Origin of the sequence: Streptomyces sp. NPDC006283, from assembly GCF_040613325.1 — a bacterium.
GTDB lineage: Bacteria > Actinomycetota > Actinomycetes > Streptomycetales > Streptomycetaceae > Streptomyces.
In genome coordinates, this window is the sequence record NZ_JBEXRZ010000222.1 from 1 (window position 1) to 11,858 (window position 11,858).

5 protein-coding genes, 8 pseudogenes and 1 other annotated feature are annotated in these 11,858 nt (G+C 65.6%); of the genes and pseudogenes, 6 read left to right on the plus strand and 7 right to left on the minus strand.

Annotated elements, in window-relative coordinates:
• Nucleotides 1-157: 157 nt before the first annotated feature.
• Both ABZ070_RS30570 and ABZ070_RS30575 read right to left on the minus strand, forming a co-directional pair.
• A pseudogene (locus ABZ070_RS30570) lies at nt 158-493 on the minus strand (glycosyltransferase family 4 protein); the annotation flags it as partial.
• A 155-nt stretch (nt 494-648) separates the two neighbouring features.
• Nucleotides 649-997 (minus strand): annotated as a pseudogene (locus ABZ070_RS30575) (DUF3344 domain-containing protein); the annotation flags it as partial.
• A gap of 799 nt (nt 998-1,796) precedes the next feature.
• Here ABZ070_RS30575 and ABZ070_RS30580 point away from each other — a divergent pair.
• Nucleotides 1,797-1,880 (plus strand): annotated as a pseudogene (locus tag ABZ070_RS30580) (DUF1918 domain-containing protein); the annotation flags it as partial.
• A 530-nt stretch (nt 1,881-2,410) separates the two neighbouring features.
• On the opposite strand, the gene ABZ070_RS30585 reads toward ABZ070_RS30580, so the two are convergent.
• The gene (locus ABZ070_RS30585; protein WP_356638578.1) at nt 2,411-2,674 is read right to left on the minus strand and encodes a hypothetical protein; all 264 of its coding nucleotides are present in this window, start codon (nt 2,672-2,674) and stop codon (nt 2,411-2,413) included.
• 170 nt (nt 2,675-2,844) lie between these two features.
• Nucleotides 2,845-5,160 (minus strand): hypothetical protein, encoded by a 2,316-nt coding sequence (locus ABZ070_RS30590; protein ID WP_356638579.1) that lies wholly within the window; start codon nt 5,158-5,160, stop codon nt 2,845-2,847.
• A gap of 605 nt (nt 5,161-5,765) precedes the next feature.
• Between ABZ070_RS30590 and lepB the strand changes: the two genes are divergently transcribed.
• Nucleotides 5,766-6,461, plus strand: coding sequence for a signal peptidase I (lepB, locus tag ABZ070_RS30595; RefSeq protein ID WP_356638580.1), 696 nt, complete (start codon nt 5,766-5,768; stop codon nt 6,459-6,461).
• Nucleotides 6,433-6,532: a sequence feature (AL1L pseudoknot), on the plus strand. Its footprint overlaps the gene before it by 29 nt.
• Nucleotides 6,533-6,580: 48 nt before the next feature.
• A pseudogene (locus ABZ070_RS30600) lies at nt 6,581-6,859 on the plus strand (IS701 family transposase); the annotation flags it as partial.
• Nucleotides 6,860-7,367: 508 nt separating this feature from the next.
• On the opposite strand, the gene ABZ070_RS30605 reads toward ABZ070_RS30600, so the two are convergent.
• Complete coding sequence (locus tag ABZ070_RS30605; RefSeq protein ID WP_356638581.1) at nt 7,368-8,021, minus strand: replication initiator; 654 nt, start codon at nt 8,019-8,021, stop codon at nt 7,368-7,370.
• Between the two features lie 435 nt (nt 8,022-8,456).
• Between ABZ070_RS30605 and ABZ070_RS30610 the strand changes: the two are divergent.
• A pseudogene (locus ABZ070_RS30610) lies at nt 8,457-9,032 on the plus strand (transposase family protein); the annotation flags it as partial.
• A gap of 332 nt (nt 9,033-9,364) precedes the next feature.
• Here ABZ070_RS30610 and ABZ070_RS30615 read toward each other — a convergent pair.
• On the minus strand, nt 9,365-9,664 hold the full coding sequence (locus tag ABZ070_RS30615) for a hypothetical protein (protein ID WP_356638582.1): 300 nt from the start codon (nt 9,662-9,664) through the stop codon (nt 9,365-9,367).
• Nucleotides 9,665-9,800: 136 nt separating this feature from the next.
• Nucleotides 9,801-10,128: pseudogene (locus tag ABZ070_RS30620) on the minus strand (IS21 family transposase); the annotation flags it as partial.
• Between the two features lie 219 nt (nt 10,129-10,347).
• Between ABZ070_RS30620 and ABZ070_RS30625 the strand changes: the two are divergent.
• A pseudogene (locus tag ABZ070_RS30625) lies at nt 10,348-10,805 on the plus strand (transposase); the annotation flags it as partial.
• 835 nt (nt 10,806-11,640) lie between these two features.
• Nucleotides 11,641-11,858: pseudogene (locus tag ABZ070_RS30630) on the plus strand (flavohemoprotein); the annotation flags it as partial.

Genomic DNA, 11,858 nt, shown 5'->3' on the forward strand with positions numbered 1-11,858 from the left:
GCGAGCACGCCACCGCGCTGGTCGCGGCGCCGCACCCCGCGACGGGAGTGCGGCGCGGGGCGCCGGCCCGGGGCCCTGCGCGGCGGGTGGATCGAGGGAGCCGCGCGGCGGGTGCCCGTCGCCTGCGGGGTGTGGGGCGCAGGAGCACTCTCCGTCGTCATCGTTCGGTGCGCTTCCTCGTCAAGGGTCGGTGCGTGCTGAGTAGTTCCCGGTAGAGGCGGAGGACGGCGGATGCCGTCCTCCGCACGTCGGACGTGGCCCGGGTGTGGGCCTCGGCCCGGCGGCCCAGGTCGTCCCGGAGCTCCGGCGCCGCCAGCAGCCGGACGAGCGCCGCGGTGAGCGCGGGCGGATCCTCCGGCGGCACGAGCGCGTACGCCTCCTGGCCGGGCGGCAGGCTCTCCCTCGCGCCGCTGACGTCGGTCAGCACCACGGGCCGCCCGCAGGCCATCGCCTCGAGCGGGGCCAGTGCCATGCCCTCCCAGCGCGACGGCACACGTTCGCACCGAGATCGGCGATCGTCGAAATTCATCACGTCGTCGGCAGGGTTGGCCGCGTCGGTGAGAGTGAACGGCTTTCCGTTCCCGGCCCGTACGGTCACCGAGTCGCCACGGACACCTCGGTCCCCGTCGTAGGAGACGATGCCCGCGCGCCCGGTTCGGCGATCAGGACACGGCCGTTGTCCTTCGGGGGTATTTGCTCTCCGACGTGGAGGTTCCCGCCCCAGTACAGGCGGGCGGGCCTACCGCACACGGGGTTCCGCCGGCAGGACGAGGCGGGCCCGGCTAGAGTTGTAGGTGTTGGGGTCGTCGTCGAGGTCGACGTAGAACATGTCGTAGTCGCCGTTGACGCCCTGACGCGCCCGCTGGAGGGACGAACAGGACGCCGCCGAGCGGCTGTTCGGGCTGCGGCAGGTGATGGCGGAGTTCGCGGCACGGGCGATCCCGCCGTGGTTCACCGCGTGGTAGCGCTGCGTAAAGGGGATGTCGGGTGCTTCCGGCGGCGTGGGGACCCGGGGCCGCCGGGTCATGAGCGGAGCGGCCGAGAAGGCCGTGCAGAGCAGTTCCCAGGACGCCTCGCGCGGCGAAGCCCGGCGACTCCGGCATGGGTGGCTCTCCATTTTCGATCAGGTCGACAAAACAGGAGTGCACTTTGTCAGAAAGCTAGTTGGAAATCACGCCGGACGCGCACGTGCGGCCAAGTGGCTGCTGGCGGATTCAGCAACCGTCGCAACACCTGGTCACTCGACTGTTGCGATGAGCCTACTGAATTGGTGAGCCAGAGTCTGCCAGCCGAGGGTCTGTGCGAGGGCGGTCGTTGAGTTCCGCTGCGACGGCGACGAGGTCGGCTGCGGAGTGGATCGAAACAGGTCGGTGCCCTTCGGATGCCTCTGTTTTTGTCAAGTTGGTTGGGGTGGTGGCGTAGGCTCGCTTCTGGCGGGTCCGGGAAGTGACTTGAAGGGCTGGCCGTCGGGTTGGGCCAGCCGCGCTGTAGTCGCCCCCGTCTGTCTTCCTGGACCGGTCATCCGCGTGCGTCGGCGAGAAAACCATAGGAATTAGCCGTTTCGGTTCCAGCGCTTTCCGCAGGTGCGAGGTGGATTAATGGGTTCACCTTTCCCTGGTACAGGTTCGTTTCGCTGGGCGCACACTGAGGCCACCAGTCACTTCCGGCCCTCTGGCCGGTCCGATGGAAGAGGGTGCGGAATGCAGGTGAATGTGGGTGACGTGCTGCGGTTTCCCGGTCGCAAGGTCGGCTCGGCTGAGCACCGTTAAGGTGGTGGAAGTCGGCGAAGCGGTGAGCCGCCCTACCGGGTGCACTACGACGACGGCCACGAGAGCGAAGTCTTCCCCGGCCCGGGCTGCGTCGTGGACAACTCCGCATAGCGCACCGTCCCGGAATCGGGGCATTGAGCGGCACACTGCGCCGCATTTGCTGCGATCGGGTGATCGGCATTCTGTCGCCTTGTGGGTGGTGATGGCCGTGGAGCGTCGTCGGATGGTGTCGGTTGAGGTGACTCCTGATGGCTATGTCGTTTTTTGCCCGGGCACGGACGTGGTCGGGCACGGTGCGACCGAGTCGGATGCGTGGCAGGACTTCTGGGACGCGGTGCGCGCCGACTGGCAGTCGCCGCGCCGGGCACGGTGGCTGCGCCTCCGCACAATCCGGGCAAGGGACTTGCTCGGCTGATACATGGCACCGGTCCCTCCCCGGCGCGCTTCGCCACGGCGCCGGGGACGGAGCATAGGGGCGGCGCGGGTGCGGTTGACGTTGGCAAGCCTGTCCAGTGGGGCTGGCGTGCAGCGTGCGGGTCCGTTCCCGGCGCTGCGGCTGCAGAGGGGTGCGCCGGGGAAGCAGCAGGGCGGCGAGTCCCCTGACATGGGCGGCGGCGATTGCGGTGCCGTCGGCGGGGGAGTCACCGTCGCCGAGGGCGGCGGTGCCGGGGTGCGACGAGGTCCACGCCGGGTCCGGTGGGAGTGAAGGGGGCCCGGGTAGGGGCCGGGCCCCATGGCGGCTGGGCGGTGGGCAGCGGATGGGTGTGCGGGTAGGTGCCGGTGTGGGCGATCGCCCCGATCGCGAGGACGTCCGGCAGGGCGGCGGGATGGGTGACCGGTCCGGCGGTGTCGCCGGCCGGGGCGATGATCGTGATGCCGGCGGCGTGCGCATCCATAGTTTCCACGCCGCCAGCTGGGACCCGTAGGCGAGGCTGATCTGGGCGATGTCGATCGTGGGCGACGCAGTAGTCGAGGGCCTGCAGCAGGTCCCCTGGCCGGCTGATCACCGGCCAACAAACCACCGGCAGGAAAGTCGGAACGGTTCATCTCGATGGACCGGGCCTCAGTCACGTTCTCACTGGTCATCGGTGCATCTTCCTTGATCAGGAGTTACACCGAACGCTTTTACAGTCCCGCTGTAGTCGCTGGTTCCCCAGGTGCCTCCCTCCGCCGGTGTCGGTGAGCCAGTTTCCGCTGGGGTTACTGGCTGTGTACCGGCGGCGGGGTTGTTCGGAGTCGGGCTCTGACTGGCGCTGTGGCTGTAGTCCTGGGTCTGGCCATTGCTGCCGTCACTGGTGTCGCCGTGGCCCTGGACACCGTTGCCGTCACTGGTGTTGGCGTCAAACTGGCCGGTCTGGTTGGTGTTGTTCGCCGCATCGCTGCCGTTTACGATGTCGTTGATGGCCTTGGCGCCGCGGTCGAGTGTTTCCTCCCACTTGCCGCGAGCAGTGGAGCCGGTTTGCGTGTCATTTCCGGCCGTGTCATTTCCGGCCGGGCTGTGTTCGTGTGTGGCGGTGGGAGTTGTGGTCGGCGCGTCAGATGTGAGGGTGCCCCTGTAGTCGTGATGGTCGCTGGCCCAGGTGAAACCACTGGACGAACTCTGGCCAGAAGAAGCACTTACCGCCTGCTGACCGCCAGCACCGGCACCGCTAGCAGCAGCGGCACCGGCGGCATCCGAGCCAGTCGTGCTGGTACCGGCAGGATCCTGGCCGGTCTGCCCAACCGGACTACCGGCTGCCTGACCACCATCCTGAGCCGGAGATACCGCCGGAGCCTGGCCTAGCGCCTGCTGGTCGCCGCCTGACTCGACTGAGGCATCACCAATCACACCGCTGCTGTAGTCGGTGGTTGCCCAGGTGCCTTTGCCGCTGGTGTTGGTGGGGCCTGAGTCAGCCGTGTTGCCGGTGGCAGCGGTGACGGTGTCGGTGAGCCAGTTTCCGCTGGGGTTGCTGGCTGTACCGGTGGCGCTGTTGCTGGCGGCGGGGTTGTTCGGAGTCTGGCTCTGACCAGCGCTGTGGCTGTAGTCCTGGGGCATGCCATGGTTGCCGTTGACCTGGCCGGTCATGCTGTCAGACTTGAGGCCCGCGCCCACCTGTTGCTTCGCCACTACGGCCTTGCCAAGATAGCTATCTACGCTCTGCCGCACGTTCTGGGCCCGCCAATCACGGACGGCCTCCGGGAAATACTTCACATCCCGTACCTGGTCGTAGACGCCATCTACTTTCCCCAGGCCACTCGATATAGAAGTGTCTAGCAATGCTCCTGGTACGCCCCCCACTTCTCCGCCCACGAGCGGGCCCGCAAAGCCTAAAGCACAAAGCGTGGTATCGATGTTATCGGCATCCCGCAAGCCGGCGCCCAGTTCAGGGAAGCGCATGGACAACAGATCCGAAACCGCCACCACCTTATCTGCGGTGGAGGAATGAGGATTCTTGAAGGAAGCCCCATATGGCTCGCTCCCTCCCTGTAATGACCTTTGCGCCATACTGGCTTTGTTGACGACAGTGGAAGCGGAACGAAAATCCTCTGTCGCTCCACTGCGGGCATTTCTTGGATTCGCTAAAACTTCCTGGAACTGCTTATGCAACGCATCCGCTGACGCCGGAGTTCTGTCAATCCCCTGCAGTCCCGGCGAGTGCGCTTCGGTCAAACGCTCGAATTCCTCACGAATCCTAGCACCTTGATTTTTCACCGCTGCGTTTGGCTCTACCGTCTCCTTCGCCGACTCCGTGGCCGGCTCACTCTTCGAAGCGGGCTCACAATTCCCCGTCGAACGCTTCGCTCGGTGTTCACCGCCCAGCACGCATGCGACGATGCCCTGATTCCGGTACCAGTGCCCCACGGTATCCGTCAGATTTTTATCTGGAGGCCCACCAAGGGCCTCGTGCAACGGTGTTCCCATAGTGATGGGATCGATGGTATCCGCGGTGACCGGGCCACCTAATTGAATTTCGCTCGCACTGTAGAATACGATATTCATCCCGGGGTGTGCTTTGACATGGGCTACAAGTCCCACCGGGAACCTTGGATTCGATGGATCGAAGCCCTCAATTTTTTGGATTGTACGCGTTCCATCTATGCTGGTTTTCCCCAGGGCTGCCGCTCTGGCCGCCACCTCGTCCGGGCTGAATGGAACAAATACGGAGCGGCTTGTATCAAAATCCGGCTGATTGTCGGTTCCGAGCGGAAGGAGCCTCATTCCAAGAGCGTCGTCCCACTTCTCGTGCCACCGGGCGATTCCCCGATGCAGAGTCAATGCGCCATCCAGATATTGCTCGATGTATGGACGGATTTCCTTGTCGATGCTGCCACCGCGGACCATATCGCCGTGAATCCAGATGGTCCCGCCCTGGGGCGCTGTGAATGTATAGTAATTACCGGTCCGCTGCATCGGGACGGCTCTCGGTCCTACGCTGATGTCAACAGCGTTTCGATCGGGATTGGTCGGTGCGCTTGGGTCATTTCCGGCGGTAGTGGCCGACTGTACGCCGAGGGCGATGATGCCCAGTCCCGCAGCGGTGACCGCGGACTTTGCCGCAGCTCCCCCCATGCGGGAATGCCTCTTCTTGCTGTGGCTGCCCACGCCAACCGCCCTTCTCGTCACGTGATGGCCCGCGCAGCATGAAACTGTCATCCTGCCGCCTTGGGGGCGGGATCATCGCCTGGCCATGAGTGTGCGTTCTCGCCGCGGCTACCAGTTGGTGGGTACCGCTGGCAGTAGTTTTAGACGATATCGTTGCCGACTGGACTGTCAAGGCTTGGAGGCGTATTCATGGGTGATATGTTGCTGATTTCCTTGATCGTAAAAGTGACTCTGCTCGGTGGTGTGATGTTTGTGAGGGCGTCAGAATTCCGTCAAAGTGGGGCTGTTGGGCTGGAACGCTACTGCAGAGCTGAATGGCTATCAAATAACCGGGGTTTACGGTGAGGGCCCGTCAGGTGTGCCGGGGGATCACGAAGCGCTGCAATCGTCAGCGGCGGAGACGCGGACGAGGCGTGCGTACGAAGCGCCCATGGTGGAAAGAGCTACTGGTTCCGGTCGGCGTGGCATTGGTTCTGGCGTTGGTGATTACGACCTTCCTCGTGCAGGCGTTCTCGATTCCCTCGGGTTCGATGCAGAACACTCTCCAGAAGGACGACTGGGTCCTGGTAGACAAGCTCACCCCCTGGTTCGGCGGGACGCCGCAGCGTGGGGAGGTTATTGTCTTCCGCGACCCCGGCGGCTGGCTGCCAGAGCGGTCCTCACAGGAGACCAATGCCGCTCTGCGCGGGATACAGAAGGCGCTGACATTTGTTGGGCTGGCGCCCCCCGTGGACGAGAAATACCTGATCAAGCGGGTGATCGCGGTCGGGGGCGACACCGTGGAGTGCAATCGTGGCGAGCCGGTCAAAGTCAACGAAAAGCCTCTGGACGAGCCGTACATCTATCCCGGGTCAACCCCGTGCGACGACTATCCGGTCGGGACGATCAAGGTACCCAAGGATCATCTGTGGGTAATGGGTGACCACCGCAACGACTCCCGGGATTCGCGTGCCCACGTTCACGAGGCGGGCGGCGGATTCGTGCCTGTGAAAAACGTGATCGGCCGCGCCTTCACCGTGGCCTGGCCGATCTCTCGGTGGGCCACACTGCCAGTGCCTGACACTTTCCGTCGGGTAGCGACGCGATTTACGCCGACACTGCCCAGATGAGCGCGTTCATCGATGCTCACCGGGACGACCACGGGGTCGAGCCGGTCTGCGAAGTGCTGCAGATCGCCCCACCTATTACGCCGCCAAGGCCCAGAGCCGGCCATCGGCCCGTGATGCGGTGGGCTCTGGCCCGCCGCAGTATCCGCAAGCCCGACGAGATCGCCTGCTATCTCGCTTACGCCCCCTTGGAGACCAGCGTTCGGGAGCTGGTGCGGATCTCCGGGACGCGCTGGGCGATCGAGGAGTGCTTCCAAGCCGCGAAGAACGAGTGCGGCCTGGATGAGTACGAAGTTCGTCGCTACGTGGGCTGGTTCCGGCACATCACCCTCGTCATGCTCGCGCATGCTTTCCTGGTCGTCACGGCACACCAGGTCAGGGAAAGGGGGTGCCACCGATGAGGCAGGCGGGGTCATCGGGATCACAGTGGCGGAGCGACACCACGCGCTGAGCTGGTCGAACTGGCGACGACGACGCCAAGCAGTCGCCCGCCGCTGCCACTACTACGTCGCTCTCGCACGATTGAAGGGCCGTCCATCCTAGACCGCCCCTGACCACACCGCGGCTCGCTACACTCCAGCCGCCCAGCCAAACCCGCAGGTCAGACAGCGAAATCCTGCTGGAGGACGAAAATGAGAATGACGGTTGGCGCGCCCGTTCCCTCGGATTCGCCCACCGCACCGCGGGCAGCAGCTCTGGGGAAGGCTGTTGCCCGCAGTCATGGCGAGTCGGGCCCCAAGGGGTGGGCGAAGTTTGGATGGCCGGGGAGGCCGGCGGGAGAGCGGTGCTACAGAGCGGCGTGGAGTGCGGTGTCCATGGGGGAGGCCGATGCCGAGCCGTCGCATGAGCTGAACCGGGGTGATGGTCTCGCCGTGCTCCGTGTGGTGATCTGCGGCGATGTTGCGGGCTTCATTGAGAAGCGGCTCTGGGATCTCCACGGCAGGCACCGGCGTGGCGGTGGCCGGGTGAGGGGCCCGGGACGGGCAGACTGGAGAGACCCCTGTGGGGGTCCGGTTCCCCGTCTCCCTTCTGCGGGGGCCGGTCCGGTCCCCCGCCGTGCTGCACTGGCTCGGCTGCGGCGGGGGCTGCGACCGGTCTGGTGACCGGGGCCGTGGCGGAAGCCGTGTCGGTGCCGTGGGTGATGGGGTGGAAGTGGCGCAGGAGTTGCGGTCCCACGGTGCCCCAGCCGAGGAGGAGCAGCGGGGCCACGACGTCCACGGCGGTGCGGCCGTAGTGTCCGGCGGCGAGGGCTTCGGCGACGTTCTTCCCGCCGGAGAGTCCGGCCTTGATGATGTGGTAAGGCGGGGCAGCGGGAGGTGAAGCGGTTGCGCAGGGGGTGAGGAGGCGGCCCGTGGGTTCGTCTTCGGAGCGGTACGAGCAGACCACTTCCTTGGTGGCCTTGTTGGTGGTGATGGTCCAGCCGTGGAGGTCGACGGGGCGGGTGCAGCCGCGCAGGTTGCGGACTTGTTCGGTGACGCGGTCGAAGTCGTCGAAGTTTGCCAGTTCGATGAGGTCCCGCACGGCGGGGCTGATCACGTGGCGCAGGTCCGGTTGGCGGGTCATTTCTTGCGGGGTGTCCCTTCTGGTGTGAGGGTGGGCCGTGCGGGCAGCAGTCGCAGATCCTCGGCTGCTGCCCGCAGGCATGACAGGCCGAGCCCTGATGGTGCTAGGCGGGTTGGGTTGCCGGAGGGGGGAGAGGGAGCGGTGCTACAGGGCGGCGTGGAGTGCGGTGTCCATGGGGGAGGCCGATGCCGAGCCGTCGCTTGAGCTGAACCGGGTGATGGTCTCGCCGTGTTGGCTCGATGCGATGCGGCGATGTTGCGGGCTTCGGTCAGCAGCGGCTCAGGGATCTTCAATGCGGGCACCGGCGTGGCGGTGGCCGGGTGAGGGGCCCGGGACGGGCAGACTGGAGAGACCCCTGTGGGGGTCCGGTTCCCCGTCTCCTTCAACGGGGGCCGGTCCGGTCTCCCGTCGTCCTGCACTGGTTCGGTTGCGGCGGGGGCCGCGACCGGTCCGGTGACCGGGGCCGTGTCGGCGTCGTGGGTGATGGAGTGGAAGTGGCGCAGGAGTTGCGGTCCCTCCGGCCTGGGCGAAGGGGACTTCGTCATGGTCGGGCGGCACCCTCATTTCCATCGACCGCATCGTCGCAGACCAGCCGTACTACCCCTGGAAACACAAAAAGCACGGCATGAACATCCAGGTCATCGCACGACCGGACGGCACCCCGTTGCGGTTCTCCCGTGCGACGCCGGGCCGCACCCACGACCTGACCGCAGCCCGCGCCCACGGCATCACCCAGGCGTGCCTCACTTCACCCGCCAGATCCTCGTACCGGCGGACCGCGCCTACCAGGGCGCCGGCGCCACCTTCCGGACGCCGTACTACCACCACCATGAACAGCCACAGCAGTACCAGCAGTTCAACCGCGACCACGCCCAACTACGAGCCCCCGGCGAACCCTTCGCCCAACTCAAAACCTGGCGGCTTCTACGGCGAGCCCACTATTCCACCCGCCGCATCAACCGCACCGTCCAAGCCATCCACACCCTCCTGACCTGCGACTACGGAGGATGAAAACAGTTCAGTAAGTCTGTTTCATTGTTTCAGTGGTTGACGGGTTGATCTTGGTGAGGTAGTCGGCGAGGGAGTTCAGGATCTCGTCGGCGGTCTTGGCCCGGGTGAGGGGCTGGGGGTTCTCGTTCCATCCGTCGATCCAGGCCGTGATGTCTTGCTCCAGGGCCCTCAGAGGTGTGCACGCCCCGGCGGATGAGTTCGTCCGTCAACAGGCCGAACCACCGCTCGACCTGGTTCTCCAGCGGGCCCGGTTGGGGGTGAAGTGGACATGGGGCCTTCGGAAAGTCGCAGGGCCTTGAGCAACTCCCGCAGGGCGGCGTCCATCACGGTCATCAGGCTTCCACCTCGGCTTCATCTGGGACCTGGTCGTCGTGGTCGTCGTCCGTCGTCTCGGGGGTCGCGACAGTGGCGAACAGTCGGGCGGGGCCGTGGAGGAAGGCCGCGGCCCCGGCGTCTCCGCTGGTCTCAGGCTGGGGGTCGGTCTCGGTACCGGCGACGAGGATGCCCTTGATGGTGTGGTAGGACGGATCACCGACCACAATGGCCTTGGCGCAGGCGGCTTCCAGCCGTGTGTCGCCGTACTTCTTCCGCAAACCGAGAACCCCCTGGGCAGCACGAAGTGGATAGAGCACATTGACCTCCAGCAGCTGGTCGACGACCTGGCGACAGGCGTCGCCGATCTCGGCGTCTGGCTGCGGTGAGTAGTCCGGCCCGCCTCCATTGCCTCGAACACATCATTGGGGCGGCCCCGCTCAGCGGCCGAAACTTCCGCCGCCCGGGAACCTGCTGACTCCAAGCCACGGCCTCGGCCTGCATGTGCTGGATCGACTGAACTCCCGGCCTCGCCAGAACAGGTCGCGGACATAAGGCATCGGCCGCTCGACCCGCGGCTTGTCCTTCGGCTTCGCAGTCCGTGCCGTGTCGGCCAACATGCCATAGTGAGTGGTGAGTTCGGAATAGGCTTTGTTGATCTTCGGGTCAAAGCGGTCGGGCTTGTCGACCCGGTCGTCAGGTTGTCCGGGACCAGCCGGCGCGGGAGACCACCGAAGTAGCGGAACGCCGCGGCGTGCGCTTCCGTCCATGAGTGCTGGTCCAAGTGCAGCAGGCCAGACGAACATGAGCCGCGGATGGCGTCCCTTGAAGTGGTGTAGCCGCTCTTGGCCGATGTGCGCCTCCGGCTCGCCACCGCATTGCCCCTGGTGGACCGCTCGTGCGCCCTGAACGGGGACGGGCCACCGTGCAACTCTCCGCGGTCAACGGTGAATCCGGCCGGGAAGTACACGATGGCCCTGGCTCATGATGACTGCTCCGCCTTGTGGAGTCACTACGCTCGACGGACGGACTGGAGATCGTCCGGGCCGCGGCGGAACGGGTCCTGCAAGAACTGATAGAAACCGAGGCGACAGAGCACATTGGTGCCGCATGGGGCGAGCACACCGAGACCCGCGACGCCCGCAACGGCCATCGCGAGCGGACCACCCAGGCCGGCGACCTGGAACTCGCCATCCCCAAGCTCTGCGCCGGACCTTCTTCCCCAACCTGCTAGAACGCCGGCGCCGCGTCGATCAGGCCCTCTACGCCGTCATCATCGAGGCGTACGTCCATGGCGTGTCCACCCGCAGCGTCGACGACCTGGTCAAAGCCCTCGGTTCGGACACCGGCATCTCCAAGAGCGAGGTTTCCCGGATCTGCGGCGACCTCGACGAAAGCCTCGCCGCTTTCCGCAACCACCCCCTGGACCACACCCGCTTCCCCTACGTCTACCTCGACGCCATGGTCAAGTGGCCTTCGACCTGGCCTGAGCTCCAAGGGGTGGTCAGCGCGGCGAGGACCGTGTCCAGGTCCCGCCTGAGGCCGTTGACTAGGGAGTGGAGGGCGGGCATGTCGTCGACGAGGACCCGGTCCATCCAGGCGGGCAGCTCGTCGCCACGCAGGTTCCCGCATCAAGCTCGGCGAACGTCACCGCCGGACAACGCTCGTTGAGGCACTTGAAGCGGCGTGCCGCCAGCTCGATCACCATCGAGGGGCCCCGAGAGGAGCGTCGGCAAGTCGGCGTGCGTACAGGCCGTGCGCTCGCCCGGACGAGACGGTATTCCGCACCCTGGGCGTCTCGCCCATCCAGAGCGGGAACGCGCACGAAACGTGACCACCCCAGCCGCACGCTCGATCGACTCGACAACAACACCGACCAAATGCGGCAGACCGCCCCAAACCCCCTTAACCGCACACCTGGTAGATGCCCAGCTCAATCCGCCAGCATCACAAGATCCCCGACAGAGCCGAATAACTTGATCGTCGACACCCCGCACATGGATAGGAGCGGAGAGCCATTTTTGAGTACGGAATACTCATGGTAACGGGCACGGTATGGAGGAGTTTGTACGGGGGCTCGGGCACGTCTCTGGCCCGAGCCTCCCCAAGGCCAAAGAACGCAGACTGGAGCCGTTGGGGGAATCAGGGCCCTGCTGGGCGACTAAACATATTGCCCCAGCAAGCGATCCAATCACGGGTGGCAAAAGTAGAGGCAATGACGATGCCCAACACAGTGGTGCGCTTCCGTTTCGGGAGCGCGCAGACCGACCGCGAGTTGTTTGAGGCGAGGCAACATATGGACACTCCGACTAGCAAGTCTGCCGACAAGTCCACCCGGAGCGGTGGGCATCCGGCTTCGAACGGGGCGTCTGCGGCTGCTTCTGTACCTCCGGACGCGGTCCTCGTCCAGCGAACCATGGCGGAGATCGCCCCGGTCGCCGACGAGGTGATCTCCTACTTTTATGCCCTGCTCTTCAGCCGACACCCCGGAGTGCGGGCAATGTTCCCCCCGGC

Excerpts from the sequence above, each read along its gene's own strand:
- ABZ070_RS30590 (WP_356638579.1), bottom strand. The coding sequence starts at position 5,160 with ATGCAGCGGACCGGTAATTACTATACATTCACAGCGCCCCAGGGCGGG.
- ABZ070_RS30605 (WP_356638581.1), bottom strand. The coding sequence starts at position 8,021 with ATGACCCGCCAACCGGACCTGCGCCACGTGATCAGCCCCGCCGTGCGG.